Here is a 22,161-nt window from a genome sequence, read left to right on the forward strand (position 1 = left end):
GGCGGTGAGAGCGCTCAGCGCGGAAGGCGGATCGGATCGGTCGATGTGTTGTCGGGGTCGTACGGCTTGACCGACTCGAACGGCGTGATCGGGTCGAAGGGCGTGGTGTCGTAGGCGAGCTCAGGCGTCGCGGCCGGAACCATGGGGGTTCCGGTGCCGTGGCCGGCGAAACGGCCCGCCATCCCGCGCAGACCCGCCTGCGCGATGACCCGCTGGATCGTCAGGCCCCGCTCATCGGGCCGCCCGACGTACCGGATGTCGCGCAGCCCTTGGTCTTGCGCCGCCGATTCGAAGACGAAGTGACCGTAGCCGAAGATGCGTCCGATGAACGGCTTGTCCACCGAGATGTCCAGGATGCGCGAGAGGGGCATCGTCGCGATGTGCTCGGCGAGGATCCCGTGGATGCGGAACACCCGCATGTTCGTGATGACGAAGGTGTCGCGCCGTCGATCGAGGATGCGCCATCCCGCGTGCAGGACGAGGGCCGCGCCCGCGAGCACCGGAAGCCACCAGAGCTTCGGCATCGCCAGCGCGAGGCACGCGACCAGCAGGCCCGCCACCAGTTCGAGGCAGGCGCTCACGAGCGCAGCCCAGTGCTTGCGCACCTCGTCGATGACGATCTCGCCCTGGTCGGAGATCAGGTGCTTCTGCGTGCGCGGGTCGACGTCGATCATCGCGCGTCCTCGGTCAAGAGGCCGCGAGCGAGGAGAAGAAGTGCACGACGGCCTGTCCCGCACCCCACACGATGCCGACCGCGCCCTGGACCGCCGCTGCGGCCTCCTGCGGACGGGTCGCGACGAAGAACAGCGCGAACGCGACGACGAAAACGATGGCGATGCGCTTGATGATCTTCACGGCGAGTTCCTTCCCGGTCGAGTCCCCGTCGGTGCACAGCGATCCCCCCAGAACGCAATCTCTATTTATACCGGGTGCACCCCGACGCATCCGCCAGACACGCGGCGCGCCGTGATGCCGGTTCGTCGGTTGAGATGATGGAGGGATGCGTCATCCCCTCCGCACCGTCCTCCTCTCTTTCGCCGCCGACGCCGTCCTCGTGGTGGTGTTCGCCGCGATCGGGCGGGCCAGCCACAAGGAGGAGGTGCTGTCCGGGCTCTTCGTGACCGCATGGCCGTTCCTCGTCGCGCTCGCGGTGGGATGGCTCGTCTCGCTCGCGTGGCGCGCACCGCTCGCGCCCGTGCGCACCGGCATCCCGGTGTGGGCCGTCACCGTGGCCGGCGGCATGCTGCTGCGCGCGATCAGCGGCCAGGGGGTCGTCCTCGCGTTCGTGATCGTCGCATCCGTCGTGCTGTTCGTGTTCCTCGTGGGCTGGCGGTTCGCGGCGCGCCTGCTCACGCGACGTCGCGCCGGACGCGCCGCCGCGTAGCTTCTTCGGCGCGCCCACCGCGCGCCGTACGCTCGCGGTATGGGCATGGCCGCAGCGATCCGCGCGCCCGGGCGCGCACCCCTCCTCCAAGTCGGCAAGTCGGCGGTGGCGACGATCGCCGCATGGCTGCTGGCATCGTGGCTCGTGCACGGAGCACTGCCCGTCTTCGCGGCCATTGCGGCCCTGCTGGTCGTCCAGCCGAGTCTCAACCAGTCCCTCGCCAAGGCGATCGAACGCACGGTCGGCGTCATCGCGGGCGTCCTCGTCGCGTCGCTCCTCGGCATCGCGTTCGGCGGCGGCACGTGGGTGATCCTCGCGTCGATCGTCGTCGCCCTTCTGCTCGCGTGGGCGCTGAAGATGACCCCGGGCACCTCGAACCAGGTCGCGATCAGCGCGATGCTCGTGCTGGCGCTCGGGACCGCGACGCCCGGCTACGCGGTGGACAGGATCGTGGAGACGTTGATCGGCGCCGTCGTCGGGTTCCTCGTCAACATCGCGATCGTGCCGCCGCTGCAGGTCTCCCCCGCCCGCGACGCCGTCGACCGTCTGGGCGGCGAACTGGCGTCGTCGCTCGAGCGCCTCGCCGACGCCCTGGACACGGCGAAGACGCGGGTGCAGCTCGATGAGATGCTGCTGCAGGCGCGCCTCATGCGTCCGATGAAGGATGCGGCGGACAAGGCGATCCTGGCGGCGACCGACTCGCTCGCGCTGAATCCGCGCGGAGCGAAGCGGCGGATCGACCTGTCGGCGACCGCGGACCGGCTCGCCCTGTACGGCCCCATGGCCACGCAGATCATCGGGATGACGCGCGCCGTCTACGACCGTTACGAGCAGAGCGTGCCCGCCGACCCCGCATTGCGCGCGATCGCGACCCAGCTCCGCCGGGCGGCGCACGACGTGCGGCGCGACCTGCCGGGCGCGACGGCTGACGATCTCACGGTGGAGGCGGAGGACCCCGCCCTGACCCGTCCCCTCGTCGTCAGCCGGCCTCCGGAGCACTGGCTCCTGGTGGGCGCACTGCTGGAGGATCTGCGCCGCATCCACGAGGCGCTCACCGAGCGGGCCGCCGACGTCAGTGGATGAATCCGGAGAGAGCCGTGGCCTGCTCCGGCTCCACCGTGACCACGAGTGAGAAGAGGCTGCGCACGAGGAGGTCGACGAGGACGCCGCTGTCCATCCGGTTCGTGATGACACCCTCGATGAGCAGCTGCTCGGCGAAGGCGACCCACGATCGCAGGGTGATCCGCAGTGTCGTCGAGTCGGGGACGCCGAGCTCGGCGACGACCGTCATGACGTGCTCCGTCTCGACCTCGCGGACGCGTTCCACGATCTCGCGCACCTCGTCGTCACCGCTGGCCGTACCGCGCACGAGCGAGAAGAACGTCCCCTGGTGCTCCTGGACGAACGCGACGAGTCGCAGCAGCGTGTCGCGCAGGCGGTCGACCGGGCCGAGCTCTCCGCGCGGCTCGGTCGCGTGCAGGAGCGCCTCCCCCGCGGTCCGCACCACTTCGCGATGGAATCCGTCGCGCGATCCGAAGTAATAGGCGAACAGTCCCCGCGACACGCCTGCTTCGCGGGCGATGAGCTCGGTCGTCAGGTCCTCGAGCGGACGGTCGGCGAGCGCCGCGACCCCCAGCGCGACCAGCTGCGCCCTCCGCTCGTCCGAACTCAGCCTGCTGCGCCCCATGGGTCGAGCATAGAGTCGCTCGATCCAGCGACGTATTGGCGGCGCGCCAATTGCTTATTGACACTCCGTCAATAAGACCTCTAGCCTCGCAATGGCCGCCGATCACGGCGCGCCGCATCCCCCGTTGATCGAAGGAGATCGATGAAGCTGTCACGCCTCACCCGTTCCCGCGGCGGCCGGGTCGCGCTCGCGGCCGTGCCCGCGACGCTCGCCGTCAGCGCCCTCATGACCGGCGTCGCCTACGGGGCCGTCCCCGTGTCGTTCGCCGTCTCCGGGACGCCGTTCAAGATCAGCGCCTCCCACCTGCACGGCGAGGGATTCTCGCAGTACAGCGGAGTCGCGCAGGAGAAGGGCGGCGCCGTCCACCCGGTCGCCATCGCCAACATCGCCTCGGCATCCCTGGCGAACCTCTGCCAGTCCGTCGTCGCCGACACCCCGCTCGGCAAGCTCGGGCTGCTCATCAACGCGGGCGGAGGCGGCAACCCCGCCACCGCTTCGGATCTGCAGATCGGCATGACCGACCTCCAGGGCGACGCGACCTTCAAGAACATCCGCATCGGGGTCGACGCATCCTCCGTCATCACGAGCGCCAAGGGCACCGCGGGCGACTTTGCCCAGGATGCCACCTCGATGGACATCGACAACCTCAAGCAGACCGCGTGGAGCACGACCGCCGGCACCTTCACCCTCACGGGGATGCACCTGCAGCTGACCAACGGCCAGGAGTGCTACTGACCTTCGCGATCCGGTCGGAGGGCGGGGTACGCCCCGCTCTCCGTCCGTCCGCATGACCGAACGAGGAACCGTGAACCCCAGCGCACGCACCCGCTTCGCCCGCTTCTACCGCTCGCGCCCGCTCGTCGGGGGCGCGCTCATCGTCATCTCCGGCATCGAGATCTTCCTGTCGACGCAGCTGGACCTCGGGCGCATCCACGTCCAGGTCGGCATCGAGGGCTTCCAGGGGCTGATCATCCCCATCGCGCTGGTCGCGCTCGGAGCACTCGTGATCGCCGACCCCGGCCACCGCATCTTCTACGGCGTCATCACCCTCGCGATCGCCATCTACGCCCTCGCGGGCGTCAACCTCGGCGGCTTCATGGTGGGATCGATACTCGGCATCACGGGCGCGGTCGTCGCCCTGTCGTGGATGCGACCGCGCGCGTCCGATGCGGATTCCGACGATGGCGATACCGAAGACGCACCGTCGAAGGCAGCCCTTGCGCCGGCGGATGCCGACGGTGCAGGGGATGATCTCGACACCGACCTCGCGGTGCTCCTGAACCGCGACGACGAGGCACCCGCGGAGCCGCGCCCTTTCGCGGATCGGCCGGCTGACACCGGCCGGACCCGTCGCCGGGGCGTGCGCACCCTCGCCCTCGCGGGTGCCGTCGCGATCGGCGGTGCGGGGCTCGTCGCCGTGGCGCCCGCGCAGCCCGCGCACGCCGAATCGGGATTCTGCTCCAGCTTCCTCGGCTTCCTGTGCCCGCCCGAGGGCACCCCGTCGCCGGCCCCGTCCGCGAGCCCGTCGGCGACGAGCGCCGCACCCGCATCCCCCGGCGCGCCGTCGGCCCCTGCGCCCGCCGATCCGGGAGCGGCGGCCCCCCAGCCGACACCGACTCCCACACTCCCGCCCGGCGTGCCACCGTCGGCGGGGGCACTCATCGCGCCCCAGACCGCGGACCCGAACGTCGCGATCGACAGCTCCGCGCCGATCGTCGCGACGGAGTCGGCGACCCTCACCGCGAGCTACCTGCAGCAGACCAACGGCCGGTACGTCGAGACCGTGCTGCTTCGCCGTCCCGACGGCACCACCGTGCCCGCCTTGAAGATCCTCGGCGACGCGGGCCTCCTGAAGGACGTACGGCTGCACGGCTCGGGCGCGCATCACGGCGCGGGCATCGACGCGTCACAGCTGGATGTCGCGGGCCCCATCCACTTCTATGCAGCCTCGTTCTCGGGCAAGGCCTTCGGGATCCTTCCGCTGCACTGGGACATCTCCTCGCCGCCGCCGGTCGACTTCCCCATGCCGCCCTTCACCGACGTCACGGTCGAGCTCGTGTACTTCGACGCGGGCGCGCAGACGCTCACGGCCTCCCACATCACGCCGCAGTAGCCCGCCGCGCCGTACAGCACGCCTGCATCACCGCCATAGGATCCGCATAGGACGGCCGACGAGACTCGTCGCATGACGACGCTCACCGGCCGCCCCCGGGCCCTGCGCACGCGCGAGGCGTGGCACCTGAGCGCCGTGGCGGTCATCTGGCTGACGAGCCTTTTCGTCGCCGCCCTCTGGATCGCCGGCGGCGGCATCCGCGACCTCCTCGCGTTCGACGCGGAGAGCGTCACGACGCTCGGGCGCATCACCGGCCTCGTCGCGGCGAACCTCCTGCTGTACCAGGTGCTGCTGATGGCGCGCATCCCGCTCTTCGAACGCGGGTTCGGCCGCGACGGGATGACGCGGATGCACCGGCTCGTCGGCTTCTGGTCGTTCTGGCTGATGCTCGCCCATATCGTGCTCATCGTCATCGGCTATGCCGCGGCCGCCCACATCAACGTCATCGTGCAGACCTGGGAGCTCATCGTCGACTACCCCGCGATGCTCCTCGCGACCGCAGGCACCGTGCTTCTCGTCCTGGTCGTCGTCACGAGCATCCGCCGCGCGCGGCGGCGCCTGCGCTACGAGTCGTGGCACCTGCTGCACCTCTACGCCTACGTGGGCGTCGGCCTGGCCCTGCCCCATGAGCTCTGGACCGGAGCGGACTTCCTCTCCTCCCCGATCGGCACGGCGTACTGGTGGGCCCTGTGGGCCGCGGCGGCCGCATCCGTCCTCGTCTTCCGACTCGGCGTGCCCGCGATCAGGTCGGCCCGTCACCGCCTGCGCGTCGTGTCCGTCGAGCGCGACGGCGATCGGGGCGTCTCGGTGCGCGTCGCCGGCCCGAACGGGGCGCCACGGGCGCGTGCCGGCCAGTTCTTCGTGTGGCGCTTCCTCGACGGCCCCGGCTGGACGCGCGGGCACCCGTTCTCGCTCGCGGGCGCTCCCGGCCGCGACCTCGTTCTCAGCGCCCGCTTCGCCGGCGACGGATCGGGTCGCCTGACGCGGCTGCGGCCGGGGACACGGGTCCACATCGAGGGCCCGTACGGCACGATGACCGGGGATGCCCGCGTCGGGACGAAGCTCCTCATGCTCGGTGCCGGGGCGGGCGTCGCCCCACTCGTCGCGCTCCTCGAGGAGGAGCAGTACGCGCCCGGCGACGCCGTCCTGATCACCCGCGACAGCGGACCGGGCGACGCCCTGCGCGCCCCGCAGATCCGGGCGCTCGTCGCCCGCCGCGGACTGCGCCACATCGCCCTCGACGGTCCGCGAGGACGGTCGTGGTTCCCCCGCACGCACGACGCGTGGACGGGCCCGCAGCTCGTCGCGTACGTCGCACCCGACCTCGCGGCCTACGACGCGTACGTCTGCGGGCCGCCCGCATGGATGGATGCCGTCACCGCCGATCTCCGCGCCGCGGGCCTGGACCGCGTCCGCATCCACACCGAGTCCTTCGAGGTCTGACATGAAGCGCATCGTGTACGCGGTCCTCGCGACCGTCGCGGGGCTCGTCCTGCTGTTCAGCTACCGCACGTCGCTCGACGTCGTCGCGCCGACGGCCGGCGGCGGCACGGCCGGCGGCACATCGACCGGGTCGTCGGGGTCCTCGTCGACCGGGTCTTCCTCGACCGGATCGTCCTCGAGCGCCTCGAGCGGCTCGAGCGGGTCCTCAGGCTCGGGCGGGTCCGCATCCTCGTCCCTCAAGGACGGCACGTACACGGGGCAGTCGACCGACACCCGTTGGGGGCCGGTGCAGGTGGAGATCACCGTCTCCGGGGGGAGGATCACCGCAGCCGACGCAGTGGACTACCCGCAGAACAACCCGCGCGACCAGGAGATCAACCAGTACGCGATCCCCCAGCTCGTCTCCGAGACGATCCAGGCGCAGAGCGCGCAGATCGACATGGTCTCGGGGGCCACCTACACGAGCGAGGGATACACGACGTCCCTGCAGAGCGCGATCGACCAGGCGCGCGCATGAACACGCACGCGGCCGTGGAGGAGGTCTGGGGCACCGTCGTCAGCGTGCACACGATCGGCACCCCGCATCCCGAGGCGCTCGCGGCGTTCTTCGCCGAGCTCCACGAGATCGACCGCATCTTCTCGCCGTTCCGGGTCGACTCCGACGTCTCCCGCATCGCGGACGGCACGTTGACGGTGGATGACGCGCATCCGCTCGTCCGGGAGGTCGCGGAACGCTGCACGCGGTACGAGAGCGAGACCGGCGGACTGTTCAGCGCGGCGTGGAACGGCCGATTCGATCCGACCGGCCTCGTCAAGGGCTGGGGCATCGACCGCGCCGCTGCGCGGCATCTGGAGCCTCTCATCGACGGCGAAGCGATCGCCGGGATCGGCATCGACGCCGGCGGGGACGTCCTCGTGTTCACCCACGACGACCTCGACCGTCCCTGGTCGATCGGCATCGCCGATCCGCACCGTCCGGGCACCGTACTGGCCACCGTGCCGCTGCGAAGCGGAGCGATCGCGACCTCGGGAACCGCCGAGCGGGGTGCGCACATCCTCGACCCGCGGACAGGTCGTCCCGTCCGCGGCGTCGCCAGTGCGACCGTCGTGGCCGACACGCTCGAAGTCGCGGACGTGTGGGCCACCGCATCCGTCGTCGCGGGCTTCGATGCGCCGCTTCCCGCGGCGGCCCGCAGCGTGCTGCTCGTCGCCGACGACGGGCGGATCCGCCGCGGACTCGCGGGCGTCGAGGTCTCGGTGGAGACCGCGTGACGTCAGCTGCCGCCGAGCCTCAGAACAGGAACAGCTGCCCGAGGATGACGAACGCGATGATGAACAGGATCACGATCCCGGCGATGATGCCGAGGGTGCGCCCCGAGAGCTTCGCCACGCCGAACCCAATGAGGAAGGGAAGCGCGAGCAGGAACAGCGCCACCGTCCACCAGAACGCCGCGTAGCCGCCCGAGCTGGCGTTCTTCAGATGCACGCCGAACATCGCCTGCGTGGTCGGGTGGGTCGCGAACGCGACCGCAGCCGAGAGCGGAACGGCGATGAACGCCGCGACGATGATGCCGATCAGGAATCCCCACATCCCGGAGTGACCGGTGTCCTCGCTGAGGACGCCGCCGTGGGGTTCTTCCTTTCGCTGGGTTGAAGCCATGGACAGGAGCCTAGTGGAGCACGCGGTCCCGGCTCTTCACCCGGATCGCGTGAGTCACGCGGCGACCGCCGTCTCCTCCGCGACGATGGCGCGCACCGCATCCCGCCCGGCGCGGTTGGCACCCACGGTCGACTGCGACGGCCCGTAGCCGATCAGGAAGAGCCGCGGCTCGTCCATCGCGCGGCCGCCGGCCACACGGATGCCTCCGGCGGACGTCCGCAGGCGCAGCGGCGCGAGGTGGTCGATCGCGGCCCGGAACCCCGTCGCCCAGAGGATGACGTCGGCGCGGACGAAGGAACCGTCCGGCAGGCGCACGCCGTCGGGCTCGATGGCCGTGAACATCGGATGGCGGTTCAGGATGCCGTGAGCCTGCGCCTCGCGCGCCCACGGCGTCCAGTGGAGCCCTGTGACGGAGATCACACTCCCGGGCGGGAGCCCGCGGCGCACGCGGTCCTCGACACCGGCGAGCGCCTCGAGGCGGGCGGGGACGTCGAAGTCCTCCTCGATCCACGCGGGCTCGCGGCGGGTCACCCACACCGTCTCGGCGACGCGGGAGATCTCCTCGAGCAGCTGGATCGCCGACACCCCGGCGCCGACCACGACCACTCGCTTCCCCGCGAACTCCTCGGCGGAGACGTAGTCCGCGACGTGCAGCTGCTGTCCGCGGAACGCCTGCGCGCCGGGCACGTAGGGGACGAACGGCCGCGTCCACGTGCCGGTGGAGTTGATGACGTAGCGAGCGGCCCAGGTGCCGGTGTCGGCATCCACCAGCAGCCGCCCGTCCGGGTCGTCGTCGGCGCGGCGCACCGCACTCACTTTGACGGGACGCTGCACGTCGAGGGCGAAGCGCTCTTCGTACGCCGCGAAGTACGGCGGCAGGATGTCGCGGCTCGCCGCGGACGGGTCCGCCGGGGGCACGGGCATGCCAGGCAGCTCGTAGATGCCGTTCACGGTCGCCATCGTGAGCGACTCCCAGCGGTGCTGCCACGCTCCGCCGGGTGCGTCGTTCGCATCGAGCACTGCGAACGTGCGCGCGCCGCCCTCGGATTCCGGGACGAACCCGCGGCGGCGCAGGTGATACGCGGCCGAGAGGCCCGCCTGGCCCGCGCCGATCACGACGACGTCCACGAGATGCATGCTCACGCATGGAACGAACGGATGCGGCGCACTTCGCATTCCCGGGCTCCGGCGCGATCGCCGGCTTCAGCCCCGCAGAGCCAGCGCGAACGGCAGCACCGCCGTCGCCCCGGCGCGACGGAGAACCCCGGCGGCGACCGTCAGCGTCCAGCCGCTGTCGACGCGGTCGTCGACGAGGAGGACGGGACCGGACGGGACGTCGAGCGCCGCCGCGGAGAACCGGCCCCAGACGCCGGCCACGCGGAACGCGCTGTTGCCCCCGGGCTGTCCCATGGGTCCTCCGTCGACGGTGTCCAGGAAACCGAGGAACGGCAGGCGTCCGATCTCGGCGATCCCGCGCGCGAGGGAATCCACCAGCTGTGGTCGCGAGCGGGACGGCACTGCGACCACTGCTATCGGCCGCTCATCCCAGCCCCAGCCGGCGAGCACGCGGACGCACGCGGCGAGGAGGTTCGGCGGGACCGGCGCATCCGCAGCGCCGGCGGCGAACAGCTCGCGCAGCGGCCCGCCCCAGCCGAGGTCGGTCAGGCGCGCGAGCGCGCGGCCTTCGCTCGCCTGCTCGTCCGCCGGGATCCGCCCGCGCACCGCCGCACCGAGTCGGTCGGCGCCCGTCGGCCACTGGCGGCGGGGATCGATCGGAACACCGACGCGGTCGAGCGCCGCGGACGCGGCATCCGTCGCCTCAGCCGCGATCGCGGTCTCGAACCACGGGCCCGCACAGTTGTCGCATCGCCCGCACGGCGCAGCCGTCTGGTCGTCGAGCGAGCGCTGCAGGAACTCCATGCGGCAGCCCGCGGTCTGCTCGTACTCGATCATGTGGTCCTGCTCGGCGAGGCGCTCGGCGGCGATGCGCCGGTAGCGCTCCTCGTCGTAGGTCCACGCGCTGCCCGTCGCGACCCAGCCGCCCTTCACGCGCGCGACGGCGCCGTCGACGTCGAGCACCTTCAGCAGCAGCTCGAGCGGCGTGCGGCGGATGTCGACGATCGCTTCGAGCGCGGGCGTCGACAGAGGCGCACCCGCCTCCGCCAGCGCGGAGATGACCCGCTCGGCCCGCTCGCAGTCCGGCATCGACGCCGTGGCGAAGTAGTGCCAGATGTCGCGGTCCTCGGCCCCCGGGAGGAGGAGCACATCCGCGGAGGCCGTGGCGCGACCGGCACGGCCGACCTGCTGGTAGTACGACACCGGGGATGACGGCGCGCCGAGGTGCACGACGAAGCCGAGATCCGGCTTGTCGAACCCCATCCCGAGTGCGCTCGTCGCGACGAGCGCCTTGACCTTGTTGTCCTTCAGCAGCGCCTCGGACTCTTCGCGCTCATCGGTGTCGGTCTGGCCGGTGTACGCCCGCACGTCGTAGCCGCGTTCGCGCAGCAGCCGCGCCGTGTCCTCCGCCGCCGCGACGGTGAGCGTGTAGATGATGCCCGACCCGGGCAGGTCTTTCAGGTGGCCGAGCAGCCACGCGAGGCGGGACGGCGAATCGCGCAGGCGCAGGACGCCGAGTCGCAGGGAGGCGCGCGCCAGCGGACCGCGGATCGTCAGAACCCCCGCGTCCTCCCCCGTCAGGCCCGCATCGAGTTGCTCGGCGACGTCCGCGACGACGCGGCTGTTCGCCGTCGCCGTCGTCGCGAGGACCGGCACGCCGGCAGGCATGCGGGCGATGAGATCGCGCAGCCGCCGGTAGTCGGGCCGGAAGTCATGGCCCCAGTCGCTGATGCAGTGCGCTTCGTCGACGACCAGCAGCCCGATGCGCGCCACGAGCCGGGGCAGCTGCTCGTCGCGGAAGCTCGGATTGTTGAGTCGCTCGGGCGAGACGAGCAGCACGTCGACCTCGTCACGGTCGAGCATCTCCTCGACATCAGCCCATTCGTGCGCGTTGGTCGAGTCGATCTTGACGGCGCGGACGCCCGCGCGCGAGGCGGCGGCGATCTGATCGCGCATGAGCGCCAGCAGAGGTGAGACGAGCACCGTCGGGCCTGCGCCGCGCCTGCGCAGCAGCAGCGTCGCCACGAAGTACACGGCGGACTTGCCCCACCCGGTGCGCTGCACGACGAGCGCTCGTCTCCTGTCGTCCACGAGCGCCTCGATCGCTTCGAACTGCCCGTCGTGGAAATCCGCGTCGTCCCTCCCGACGAGGGCGCGCAGGATATCGAGGGCCTCGGTGCGGGTCGTGGTCGTCGCCGTCATGCGTTCCACCCTGCCGCATCCCTCCGACAGGCCAGGGCGGTTGTCCACAGACGTGGTGTTGAATGGATCCGAGGAGAGGAGATCGTCGTGATGGCATCCATCGGCGTCATGCTGCGTCTCCTCCTCGACCTCGTCCATGCGACGGTGGCCCCGATCGCGACGATGACGCGGACCGTTCTCGAGCTCGTCTCCACGGCACTTGCGACGGATGCCGGAGCGTTCGCCCTCGTGGCGGCGACGGCGGCATTCGCGCTGCTCGCGCTCCTCGCCGTCGCGGTCTCCCTCACGCGCTCTCCCGGCGAGACGCTCGACTCCGCTGCCCCGCATCCGCGACGGGCGATCAGCGATGCGACGCGCCTGACCGAGACGCATCCGGACGCGCCCGGGCACTCCCGTCCGCGCGCACCCGGCTTCGCGGCCCTGGCCGCGTAGCCGTCCGCCGTTCGTCCCCTTCGGGCCGTCCGACGGCGCCCTCGTGGCCGCACGCCCACGAAACGCCATCCGGACGAACGGACGAACCTTGGACATCTACGCCTTCCCACCCGTCGCCGCCATCTTGAGCGCGGCCTACTCCTTCCTGATGCAGCTCGCGCAGCTGCTCGAACCCCTCGCCGGTGCCGCCGCGGCGGCGACGGCGGTCATCCTCCTCACTCTGCTCGTCCGCGCGGCCCTCATCCCCGTCGGGATCTCCCAGGCGAAAGCCGAGCAGACGAGGAGCCGCCTGGCGCCGAAGCTGAAGGCGCTGCAGCAGAAGCACAAGAAGGACCCCGAGCGCCTGCAGCGCGAGACGATGAAGCTGTACGCAGACGAGAAGGCGTCGCCTTTCGCAGGCTGCCTCCCGATGCTCGCGCAGGCGCCCGTCGTCGCGATCGTGTATGCGGTGTTCCTGCATCCCGCGATCGCCGGGCATCCGAATGCGCTCCTCGCCCACCACCTGTTCGGGGTCCCACTCGGCGCGAGCGTCGTGGGCTCGATCGCATCGGGCACCGCGACCGCCGCGACGTTCACCGTCTTCGCCCTCGTCATCGCCGTCATCGTGGTCGTCGCGGAGCTCACCCGGCGGGCGTTCCGCCTCCCGTCGGACGGCGACGCAGCCGCCGGCCCCCTTGCGGGGGCCGGGATGGCGCGCGTCGCCGGCGCGCTGCAGTTCACGACCGCCGTGTTCGCGCTCTTCGTCCCGCTCGCCGCGGCGCTCTATCTCGCGACGACGGTGGCGTGGACGCTCGCGCAGCGCGTGATCCTGCGGCGCCGCTACCCGCTCGAGACGACGGTGTGAGGCCGGGGTGTCGCTCAGCTCAGGGCGAGCGCGCGATGCACGGAGGCGACTGCGCTCGATCCTTCGCCGACGGCCGCGGCGACGCGCTTCATCGATCCGCGCCGCACATCGCCCGCGGCGAACACGCGGGGCAGCGATGTCTCGAAGGGAAGCGGCTCGCGACCCAGGGTCTGCCAGTGCTCGAGCGTCTGGACCGCCACATCCGTGCCCGTGCGAAGGAACCCGTCGTCGTCGCGATCGAGCGAGCCCAGCCATCCCGTCGCGGGATCGGCGCCGATGAAGCAGAACAGCCCGCTGGCATCCACCTCGCCGACGCTGTCGATCGTGACCTTCTCGAGAGTTCGGCCGCCACCGAGACCCACCACGTTCGATGCCGTGTGGATGTCGATCCGAGGGTCGTCTCGCAGGCGATCCATGAGGTACGACGACATGCGCACGCCGAGATCGTCCCCGCGCACGATCAGGTGCACGGGGCATCCGTTCGCGGCGAGGTACAGCGCCGCCTGGCCGGCGGAGTTGGCCCCGCCGATCACGACGACGGGCCTCTCCATCACCTGGCGCAGTTCGAGCTGCGTCGCGGCGTAGTGGATGCCTGCGCGCTCGAAGTCCTCCCAGCGGTCGAGCGCCAGGCGACGGTAGGCGGCGCCCGACGTGACCATCGCGGTGCGCGCCCGGATGACCCGCCCATCGGCGAGCGTGATGTCGAGGAGATCGCCGACCCGCTCGAGCCGGACGGCCTCGCACGGTGCGTAGACGCGCACGCCGAACTTCAGCGCCTGAAGGCATGCCTGGTCGATGAGGCTCCCACCCGTCACCCCGAACGGGAAGCCGAGGAAGTTCTCGATGCGCGAGGTGGACGCGGCCTGGCCGCCCGGCGCGATCGCATCGAGCAGCACCGTCTCCAGGCCCTCCGAGGCGCCGTAGATCGCGGCGGCGAGGCCCGCCGGACCGCCGCCGACGACGACGAGGTCGACGATCTCGTCGGCCTGGCCCTGGTAGCTGAGCCCGAGACGCTCGGCGACGAGACCCGGTGTCGCGTGCAGCAGCGGCTCTCCCTGGATGAACGCGACCGGCAGATCGTCGGCCGACATCCCGTGCCCGCCGGTGTAGGCGGGGATCTCGGCGGGCTCGACCTCGATCGCCTTGTGCACGAGATCGAGCCGCTCCGCGAATCGGCGCAGCGACAGCAGCTCGCTGGATCCCGTCTGCCCGACGAGCTTCAGGGTGAGGGCCGCCGGTCCACGACGGAGGGACTCCCGGCGCGCCCACAGCGCATGCAGGATCAGATCGCACAACTCGTCGTCTTCGGCCATCAGCCGCCTCAGGTCGGCGCGCTCGACCCTGAGGATGCGACCCGATTCGCTGGCCCGGGCGGACAGGAAAGCGCCCTGTCCGTTCAGGACGCCGAGCTCGCCGACGAACGTGCGCGGGCCCATGTGCGCGATGATCGCCTCCTCGATCCAGAAGAGCGAGTCGCGTACGACCTCGATCTCTCCGGATTCGACGAGGATCAGCGGATAGTCGCGCACGCCGGACCGGAAGACGTAGTCACCGGCCTCGACGTCTTCGGGAGTGCCGAAGGCGCACAGCCGTGCCCATTGGGCATCGGTGAGGACGGGGCGTTGGACGGGATCGTTGTGTGCCTGTTCCGCTGTCACACGGCCAGGCTAGTCACCCTCGGAGACACCAGGGGCCGTCCCGCGGTCGATCAGCGGGATGCAGACGCCAGCGCGCGCTCATAGGCCGCCGGGAGCGCAGCCACGAGCGCGTCCACGTCGGCGTCGGTGCTCGTGCGGCCGAGCGTGACCCGCAGCACGGACCGCGCATCGGCCTCTGATCTCCCGAGCGCGAGGACCACGTGTGACGGCTCGGCGACTCCGGCCTGGCACGCCGACCCCGTCGACACCGAGATGTCCGCCTGGTCGAGGAGGAACAGGAGCGTCTCCCCCGACGCGCCCGGGAAGAGCAGATGCGCATTGCCGGGCAGGCGGTGATCCGGGTCGCCGAGCAGCTGCACCGCGGGGACCGCCTCTCGGACGGCGACCACGAGCCGGTCGCGCAGGGCCGCCAGGCGCGCCGACTCCGCTGTGCGCTCCCCTTCGGCGGCGACCGCGGCCGCCGCGAAAGCGGCTGCGCCCGCGATGTCCTGGGTGCCCGAGCGGAGGCCGCGCTGCTGCCCGCCCCCGTGCAGGAGTGCGACCGGATGCGACGCCCGACCGACGACGAGGGCTCCGACGCCGACTGGGCCGCCGATCTTGTGCGCCGACACGCTCAGCGCGCTGGTCCCCTGCCACGCCCGGAACGAGACGGGCACGTGCCCCAGCGCGGCGACCGCGTCGAGGTGCAGCGGGATGCCCGCATCCCGGGCCGCCGCCGCGAGACCCGCCGCGTCGTTCACCGTGCCGACTTCGTTGTTCGCCACGAGGGCGGTCGCGAGAGCGGCACCCGGCAGCGCGCGGGCGAAGACGTCGAGGCGGATGCGGCCCACCGCATCGAGACCGACCGGAACGACGGCCGCGCCCTCGTGCGCGGTGAGCCAGCCGACGGTGTCGAGGGTGGCGTGGTGCTCGCCGTCGGGGAGCACGATCGCGTTCGTCGCAGCATCCCGCCCCCACCACAGGCCCTTCAGGGCGAGGTTCACGGACTCGGTGCCGCCCGAGGTGAAGACGACCTCGATCGGGTCGCAGTCGAGCACGGCGGCCAGCGCCTCGCGCGCTTCCTCGAGCACACGGCGCGCCGCCTGTCCCCCGCCGTGGATCGAAGAGGCATTGCCGACGACGTCGGATGCCGCCAGCCACGCATCCCGCGCCTCGGGCCGCAGCGGGCTCGTGGCGGCGTGGTCGAGGTAGACGGTCACCCCTCCACTTTCGCACGCCCGGACGCATGCGGGACCGAGTGCCGCATGGAGCGATACCCGGTCCCGCGGCCGTTAGGGTACTGGCATGGCCACCGCCACCCAGACCTCCGAGCCGACCAGCACGCCCGACCTGCTGCGCCGAGACCTCGACGACCTCGGCGTGACGCTCGATGACGGGGTCGGCACCCTCCGCGTGTGGTCGGAGCACGCCGACGCGGTCGAGCTCGTGGTCTTCGACGAGCTGGACCTCGACTGGATCACCGAGACGGCCGATCTCTCCCCCGCCGGCGGCGGAGTGTGGACGGTGACGACGCCGCTGCTGCGCCCAGGCGTTCCCTACGCCCTGCGGGTGTCCGGGCCGACCGGCCCCGGCAACACGTTCAATCCGCGGACCCTGCTGCTCGATCCTTACGGCCGCGGTATCCTGCCCCACCGCGACGGGTACCGCTCCGTCGTGGTCGACACGGGCTTCGACTGGGGCGACTCGCGCAAGCCCGCCGTGCCGCTCGATCGCACCGTGATCTATGAAGGCCACGTCACCGGCCTCACGAAGCGGCATCCTCTCATCCCCCCGGCGCTCCACGGCACGTATGCGGGCCTCGCGCATCCCGCGATGATCGACCATCTGGTCTCGCTGGGCGTGACGAGCGTCGAGCTCCTCCCGGTCCACGCGTTCGCGTCCGAGGAGCGCCTCGTCCGCCACGGGCTGACGAACTACTGGGGATACAACACGCTCGGCTTCTTCGCCCCGCACGCCGCGTACGCCAGCGAAGCGGCGCGTCGAGAAGGTCCGGACGGCATCCTCCGCGAGTTCAAAGGCATGGTCCGGCTCCTTCACGAGGCGGGCCTCGAGGTCATCCTCGACGTCGTCTACAACCACACCGCGGAAGAGGGCATCGGCGGCCCGCGCACGAGCCTGCGCGGCATCGACAACCGTTCCTACTACCGCCAGACCGACGACGGCGCGTACATCGACGTCACCGGGTGCGGCAATTCGCTCGACACGTCGACGGATGCGGCGTCGCGCCTGGTCCTCGACTCCCTGCGCTACTGGGCGCAGGAGATGCACATCGACGGCTTCCGCTTCGATCTCGCGACGACGCTCGGACGGGATGCGGAGCACGTGTTCACGCCGGAGCATCCCTTGCTGCGCGCGATCATCGACGACCCGGCCCTCGCCGATGTCAAGAAGATCGCCGAGCCGTGGGACGTCGGACTGGGCGGCTGGCAGACCGGGAACTTCGGCGACGGCTGGATGGAGTGGAACGATCGCTTCCGCGACCGTGCCCGCAACTTCTGGCTGAGCGACATCGACTACGCGCGACGCGCGGGCTTCGCACCCGACGGCGTCAGCGGGTTCGCCCACCGTCTCGCCGGGTCTGCGAACACCTTCAGCGTCGAGCGCGGCCCGCTCGCGAGCATCAACTTCGTCACCGCGCACGACGGATTCACCCTGCGCGATCTCGTCTCGTACGACGTCAAGCACAACATGGGCAACGGCGAGCAGAACCGCGACGGCACGGACACGAACCGTTCCTTCAACCACGGTGCCGAGGGCCCGACCGACGACGAGCGCATCCTCGCCACGCGCCGCAGGGCGATGCGCAACCTCTTCGGCACGCTCCTGCTCTCCTCGGGCGTCCCGATGATCACCGCCGGGGACGAGGTCGGCCGCTCTCAGCGCGGCAACAACAACGCCTACTGCCACGACTCGACCCTGACGTGGCTGTCCTGGGACCACGCGCCGTGGCAGGAGGACCTCCTCGAGCACGTGCGCACGCTCACGCGTCTGCGCCGAGAGAATCCGGCGCTGCGACCGATCCGGTTCGCGCGCCTCGGCGAGCACACGCCGTCGGCATCCGTCATGGAGTGGTACGACGAGCACGGCGAGACCATGTCGATCGACAAGTGGAACAGCCCCGCGCACCGGACGCTGCAGTACGTCGCCGAGTCCACGCCCGAAGTGGAGGCGCCCAACCGCATCCTCCTCGTCGTACACGGCATGGAGAGCCCGATCGATGTGACGCTGCCCGACCTCGACGACGCCGAGTTCGTGCCCCTGTGGTCGAGCGCGGACGAGCGACCCGCGATGGATGCCCCGGCCCTCCGCGCCGGCGACACCGTCCACATGCCGCCGACCTCGATGACGTTGTTCCGCGTCGACGTCTCCGCGTAACGCTCCCGCGCTATGTTCGACACGTGAGCCCGACCTCGTCGAAACCCTGGCGCAGCGCGATCCCGATCCCCGTCCGCCCCGCGGTCGAATGGGAGACGGAGCGCACCACGACGGCGCCCCGTATTCCGCTCGTCCTCCCGTCACCGTCGGTGCCCGGCGGCCTCTTCCGGCCGTCCGCGTATGCCGGCGAGGTCGTGCCGTTCGAGGTCACGGCGTTCCGCGAAGGGCACGACATCATCGGCGTGCACGTGCGGCTGACAAGTCCGAGCGGCGACGAGTCGCTGCATGTCCTGCGCCCGCTCGACGACGGAACAGACCGGTGGCGGGCGCGGATCCTCCTGAACGAGCAGGGCGTCTGGACGTACCGCTTCGAGGCCTTCGCCGACGAGTACGCGACATGGGCGCATGCGGCGGAGCTGAAGATCGCGGCCGGCGTCGATGCACCGCTCATGCGCGAGATCGGGGCGCGCCTGTTCGAACGCGCGGCGACGGAGAAGGACCGCCCGGCCGCCGAGCGCAAGACACTGAAGACCGCCGCGGCATCCCTGCGCTCCCACGACGTCGACGATGCCGACGCGCTCGACCTCGTTCAGGATCCGCACCTGCTGTTCTACTTCACCCTCAGACCCGCGACGGCGCTCATGACCCTCGGCGACGAGCTCGAGCTGCTCGTCGAGCGCGAACGGGCCGGCGTCGGCGCGTGGTACGAGTTCTTCCCCCGCTCGGAGGGGGCGAAGCGCCTGAAGGACGGGACGATCAAGACCGGCACCTTCAAATCCGCCGCCAGGCGGCTGCCCGAGGTCGCCGCGATGGGGTTCGACGTCGTCTATCTGCCTCCGATCCATCCGATCGGCGAGACCAATCGCAAGGGCCGGAACAACACGCTCGACCCGCAGCCGGGAGATCCCGGGTCGCCGTGGGCGATCGGAGCCGCGTCCGGCGGTCATGACGCCGTCCATCCCGACCTCGGCACGCTCGCGGACTTCCGGCGGTTCGTCCGCACGGCGCGCGACAACGGTCTCGAGATCGCGCTCGACCTCGCCCTGCAGGCCTCCCCCGACCACCCGTGGGTGGCCGAGCACCCGGAGTGGTTCACGACGCTTCCCGACGGGACGATCGCGTTCGCGGAGAACCCGCCGAAGAAGTACCAGGACATCTACCCGATCAACTTCGACAACGATCCGGCAGGCATCCGCGCCGAAGCGCTGCGGGTCGTCCGGCACTGGATCGCGCAGGGCGTGCGGATCTTCCGCGTCGACAACCCGCATACGAAGCCCCTGCAGTTCTGGGAGTGGCTCATCGGCGAGGTCACGGCCGAGGACCCCGACATCGTGTTCCTCGCCGAGGCGTTCACCCGTCCCGCCCCCATGCAGGCTCTCGCGATGGCGGGCTTCCAGCAGAGCTACACGTACTTCACGTGGCGCAACACGAAGGCCGAGCTCGAGGAGTTCCTCACGGGACTCGCGCACGACACCGACCACTTCCTACGGCCGAACCTCTTCGTCAACACGCCCGACATCCTCACCGAGTACCTGCAGTTCGGCGGGCGTCCGGGCTACAAGGTGCGTGCGGCGATCGCCGCGACGGCCGCGCCGACGTACGGCGTCTACGCGGGCTACGAGCTGTACGAGAACGTCGCCCGGCCCGGGTCCGAGGAGAACATCGACAACGAGAAGTACGAATACAAGGTGCGTGACTGGGCGGACGCGGAGGCCCGCGGCGACTCGCTCGCGCCATACCTCCGGCGGCTCAACGAGATCCGGCGGGCGCACCCCGCCCTGCGGCAGCTGCGCAACCTCTCCGTGCACTGGAGCGACGACGACGCCATCCTCGTCTACTCGAAGCACCTGCCTCCCATCTTCTCGCCGGACGGCCAGACCCAGGACACGATCCTCGTCATCGCGAACGTCGATCCCCACTCGGTGCGCGAGACGATGGTGCACCTCGACACGAGGGTCTGGGGCTTCGAGCCCGGCCGCCACTACGAGGTCGAAGACCTCATCACGGGCGCTACCTGGACCTGGACGGATCACAACTTCGTGCGTCTCGACGCTTTCGCCGAGCCCGTCCACATCCTGCACGTGAAGGAACTGCGATGAGCACCACGATCGATCCGGGCCTCCTCGACGCCGTCGCCGGCGGCTCCCACCACGCCCCGCACGACGTGCTGGGGCTGCATCCTTCCGGCGACGCGTGGGCGGTGCGGACGCGTCGCCCGCTCGCCGACACCGTCACGGCGGTCTTCGACGACGGCACGCGGGTGCCGCTCGAGCACGTGCGGAGCGGCATCTGGGAGGGCGCGCACACAGGCTCCGCCGGCTCGTACCGCGTCGTCGCGACGTACGCGGGCGCTCCCGACGACGACGTCGACGACCCGTACCGCCACCTGCCGACGATCGGCGAGCTCGATCTGCACCTCATCCGCGAGGGCCGGCACGAACAGCTCTGGCAGGCGCTCGGCGCCCATGTGCGGGTCAGCGGCGGATCCGAGGGCAGCGCGTTCACGGTGTGGGCACCGGATGCGCGCGCGGTGCGCGTCGTCGGGGACTTCAACCGCTGGGACGGCCAGGGGCACGCGATGCGGTCGCTCGGCGCGTCCGGCGTGTGGGAGCTGTTCGTCCCCGATCTCGGTGCGGGCTCCGTCTACAAGTACGAGATCCTGACGCCCGACGGCTGGTGGACCACCAAGGCCGACCCGATGGCGCGGTTCGCCGAGACGCCGCCGGCGACCGCATCCGTCGTCGTCGGCCCGTCTGCGCACGAGTGGGGGGATGACGCGTGGCTCGAGCGGCGCGCCCGTCAGACGCCCGTCTCCGAGCCGATGTCCGTCTACGAGCTGCACTTCGGATCGTGGCGGCCCGGGATCTCCTACCGCGACGCCGCTGACCCGCTCGTCGACTACGTCACCGCACAGGGCTTCACCCACGTGGAGTTCCTGCCGCTCGCCGAGCACCCCTTCGGCGGGTCGTGGGGCTACCAGGTGACGGGCTACTACGCGCCCACGAGCCGCTACGGGACCCCCGACGATCTGCGGTATCTCATCGATCGGCTGCACCAGGCCGGCATCGGCGTCATCATGGACTGGGTGCCCGGGCACTTCCCGAAGGACGACTTCGCACTGGCCCGATTCGACGGCCGCCCGCTCTACGAGCACGCCGACCCGCGGCGCGGCGAGCACCGCGACTGGGGAACCTACATCTTCGACTACGGCCGCAGCGAGGTGCGGAACTTCCTCGTCGCGAACGCGCTGTACTGGCTCGAGGAGTTCCACGTCGACGGGCTGCGTGTGGATGCGGTCGCCTCGATGCTGTACCTCGACTACTCGCGCGAGGACGGCGAATGGGAGCCGAACAAGCACGGCGGGCGGGAGAACCTCGAGGCGATCGGGTTCCTGCAGGAGGTCACCGCGACCGCCTACAAGCGCTATCCCGGCATCGCCATGATCGCCGAGGAGTCCACAAGCTACCCGGGCGTCACGGCTCCGACGAGCGCCGGCGGGCTCGGATTCGGGTTCAAGTGGAACATGGGCTGGATGAACGACTCGCTCCGCTACATCGAGCGCGATCCGCTCTACCGGTCCCACCACGAGGGCGAGCTGTCGTTCTCGTACGTGTACGCCTTCAGCGAGAACTTCGTGCTGCCGATCTCGCACGACGAAGTGGTGCACGGCAAGGGAAGTCTCCTCGGCAAGATGCCCGGCGACCACTGGCAGAAGCTCGCGAACATGCGGGCGTTCCTCGCCTACATGTGGGGTCACCCGGGCAAGCAGCTGCTCTTCATGGGCCAGGAGTTCGGGCAGCTCTCCGAATGGTCGGAAGCGCGAAGCCTGGACTGGTGGATCCTCGACCAGCCCTCGCACGCGCAGCTCCAGGCCTTCGTCGCCGAACTCAACCGCGTCTACCGCGCACATTCCGCCCTGTGGGCGCGGGATGCGGACGGCGCCGCGTTCTCACGCCTGGGCGCCCCGCACTGGGACCCGAACGTGCAGGCGTTCGCCCGGCGCGACCACCACGGCAACACCGTCGTCGCGATCTGCAACTTCGCCGGCAATCCGCGCGAAGGCCACGCGCTCGACCTTCCCGAGAGCGGGACGTGGCACGAGATCCTCAATTCGGACGCGACGGCGTTCGGCGGTTCCGGCGTCGGCAACGCCGGCGACGTGACGACGGATGCCTCGGGGCGCGCCGTGGTCCGCATCCCGCCGCTCGGCGTCCTGTGGCTCGCGCACAGCGCGAAGGACTGACGCC

20 protein-coding genes are annotated in these 22,161 nt (G+C 70.8%); 12 read left to right on the forward strand and 8 right to left on the reverse strand.

What is annotated here, in order from left to right:
* Positions 1–14: 14 nt before the first annotated feature.
* Complete coding sequence (locus tag QSV35_RS11355; protein WP_286288864.1) at positions 15–674, reverse strand: PH domain-containing protein; 660 nt, start codon at positions 672–674, stop codon at positions 15–17.
* Between the two features lie 13 nt (positions 675–687).
* Positions 688–855, reverse strand: a complete 168-nt coding sequence (locus QSV35_RS11360) for a hypothetical protein (protein ID WP_286288865.1) — start codon at positions 853–855, stop codon at positions 688–690.
* A gap of 145 nt (positions 856–1,000) precedes the next feature.
* Here QSV35_RS11360 and QSV35_RS11365 point away from each other — a divergent pair, with 145 nt between their 5' ends.
* Both QSV35_RS11365 and QSV35_RS11370 read left to right on the forward strand, forming a co-directional pair.
* Positions 1,001–1,384, forward strand: a complete 384-nt coding sequence (locus QSV35_RS11365; protein WP_286288866.1) for a DUF3054 domain-containing protein — start codon at positions 1,001–1,003, stop codon at positions 1,382–1,384.
* Between the two features lie 39 nt (positions 1,385–1,423).
* On the forward strand, positions 1,424–2,467 hold the full coding sequence (locus QSV35_RS11370) for an FUSC family protein (RefSeq protein WP_286288867.1): 1,044 nt from the start codon (positions 1,424–1,426) through the stop codon (positions 2,465–2,467).
* Here QSV35_RS11370 and QSV35_RS11375 read toward each other — a convergent pair.
* Positions 2,457–3,071, reverse strand: a complete 615-nt coding sequence (locus QSV35_RS11375; protein WP_286288868.1) for a TetR/AcrR family transcriptional regulator — start codon at positions 3,069–3,071, stop codon at positions 2,457–2,459. The genes QSV35_RS11370 and QSV35_RS11375 overlap by 11 nt on opposite strands.
* A gap of 141 nt (positions 3,072–3,212) precedes the next feature.
* On the opposite strand from QSV35_RS11375, the gene QSV35_RS11380 reads away from it, so the two are divergent.
* The 5 genes from QSV35_RS11380 to QSV35_RS11400 all read left to right on the forward strand — a co-directional run bounded on the left by QSV35_RS11380 (position 3,213) and on the right by QSV35_RS11400 (position 7,899).
* Positions 3,213–3,806 carry a DUF6230 family protein gene (locus QSV35_RS11380; protein WP_286288869.1) on the forward strand — a complete coding sequence of 198 codons (594 nt, stop codon included), beginning with the start codon at positions 3,213–3,215 and terminating at the stop codon, positions 3,804–3,806.
* Positions 3,807–3,876: 70 nt separating this feature from the next.
* On the forward strand, positions 3,877–5,184 hold the full coding sequence (locus QSV35_RS11385) for a DUF6114 domain-containing protein (protein WP_286288870.1): 1,308 nt from the start codon (positions 3,877–3,879) through the stop codon (positions 5,182–5,184).
* 72 nt (positions 5,185–5,256) lie between these two features.
* Positions 5,257–6,627 (forward strand): ferredoxin reductase family protein, encoded by a 1,371-nt coding sequence (locus QSV35_RS11390; protein ID WP_286288871.1) that lies wholly within the window; start codon positions 5,257–5,259, stop codon positions 6,625–6,627.
* A gap of 1 nt (position 6,628) precedes the next feature.
* A complete protein-coding gene (locus tag QSV35_RS11395; RefSeq protein ID WP_286288872.1) occupies positions 6,629–7,144 on the forward strand; it encodes an FMN-binding protein in 516 nt (171 codons plus the stop codon).
* The gene (locus tag QSV35_RS11400; protein ID WP_286288873.1) at positions 7,141–7,899 is read left to right on the forward strand and encodes an FAD:protein FMN transferase; all 759 of its coding nucleotides are present in this window, start codon (positions 7,141–7,143) and stop codon (positions 7,897–7,899) included. The genes QSV35_RS11395 and QSV35_RS11400 overlap by 4 nt, the downstream gene beginning before the upstream one ends.
* 19 nt (positions 7,900–7,918) lie before the next feature.
* Here the strand turns inward: QSV35_RS11400 and QSV35_RS11405 are convergent, their stop codons facing one another.
* The 3 genes from QSV35_RS11405 to QSV35_RS11415 all read right to left on the reverse strand — a co-directional run bounded on the left by QSV35_RS11405 (position 7,919) and on the right by QSV35_RS11415 (position 11,605).
* On the reverse strand, positions 7,919–8,287 hold the full coding sequence (locus tag QSV35_RS11405) for a hypothetical protein (protein ID WP_286288874.1): 369 nt from the start codon (positions 8,285–8,287) through the stop codon (positions 7,919–7,921).
* Between the two features lie 54 nt (positions 8,288–8,341).
* A complete protein-coding gene (locus QSV35_RS11410) occupies positions 8,342–9,424 on the reverse strand; it encodes an NAD(P)-binding domain-containing protein (RefSeq protein ID WP_286289103.1) in 1,083 nt (360 codons plus the stop codon).
* Positions 9,425–9,490: 66 nt separating this feature from the next.
* Positions 9,491–11,605: a RecQ family ATP-dependent DNA helicase gene (locus QSV35_RS11415; protein WP_286288875.1), complete on the reverse strand. Its 2,115-nt coding sequence runs from the start codon at positions 11,603–11,605 to the stop codon at positions 9,491–9,493.
* 90 nt (positions 11,606–11,695) lie between these two features.
* On the opposite strand from QSV35_RS11415, the gene QSV35_RS11420 reads away from it, so the two are divergent.
* Entirely contained in the window at positions 11,696–12,037 is a 342-nt protein-coding gene (locus QSV35_RS11420; protein ID WP_286289104.1) for a DUF6412 domain-containing protein, read from the forward strand.
* 88 nt (positions 12,038–12,125) lie between these two features.
* Complete coding sequence (locus tag QSV35_RS11425) at positions 12,126–12,881, forward strand: YidC/Oxa1 family membrane protein insertase (protein ID WP_286288876.1); 756 nt, start codon at positions 12,126–12,128, stop codon at positions 12,879–12,881.
* A 14-nt stretch (positions 12,882–12,895) separates the two neighbouring features.
* Here the strand turns inward: QSV35_RS11425 and QSV35_RS11430 are convergent, their stop codons facing one another.
* Positions 12,896–14,539, reverse strand: coding sequence for an FAD-dependent oxidoreductase (locus QSV35_RS11430; RefSeq protein ID WP_286288877.1), 1,644 nt, complete (start codon positions 14,537–14,539; stop codon positions 12,896–12,898).
* 50 nt (positions 14,540–14,589) lie between these two features.
* Entirely contained in the window at positions 14,590–15,738 is a 1,149-nt protein-coding gene (locus QSV35_RS11435; RefSeq protein WP_286288878.1) for a cysteine desulfurase family protein, read from the reverse strand.
* 85 nt (positions 15,739–15,823) lie between these two features.
* On the opposite strand from QSV35_RS11435, the gene glgX reads away from it, so the two are divergent.
* The 3 genes from glgX to glgB all read left to right on the forward strand — a co-directional run bounded on the left by glgX (position 15,824) and on the right by glgB (position 22,157).
* Positions 15,824–17,914: a glycogen debranching protein GlgX gene (gene glgX, locus QSV35_RS11440; RefSeq protein ID WP_286288879.1), complete on the forward strand. Its 2,091-nt coding sequence runs from the start codon at positions 15,824–15,826 to the stop codon at positions 17,912–17,914.
* 149 nt (positions 17,915–18,063) lie between these two features.
* The gene (locus tag QSV35_RS11445; RefSeq protein WP_286289105.1) at positions 18,064–20,013 is read left to right on the forward strand and encodes an alpha-1,4-glucan--maltose-1-phosphate maltosyltransferase; all 1,950 of its coding nucleotides are present in this window, start codon (positions 18,064–18,066) and stop codon (positions 20,011–20,013) included.
* Positions 20,010–22,157, forward strand: a complete 2,148-nt coding sequence (glgB, locus tag QSV35_RS11450) for a 1,4-alpha-glucan branching protein GlgB (RefSeq protein ID WP_286288880.1) — start codon at positions 20,010–20,012, stop codon at positions 22,155–22,157. Before QSV35_RS11445 ends, glgB begins: the two co-directional genes overlap by 4 nt.
* Positions 22,158–22,161 lie beyond the last annotated feature (4 nt).

This window comes from Microbacterium candidum (assembly GCF_030315975.1).
GTDB lineage: Bacteria > Actinomycetota > Actinomycetes > Actinomycetales > Microbacteriaceae > Microbacterium > Microbacterium candidum.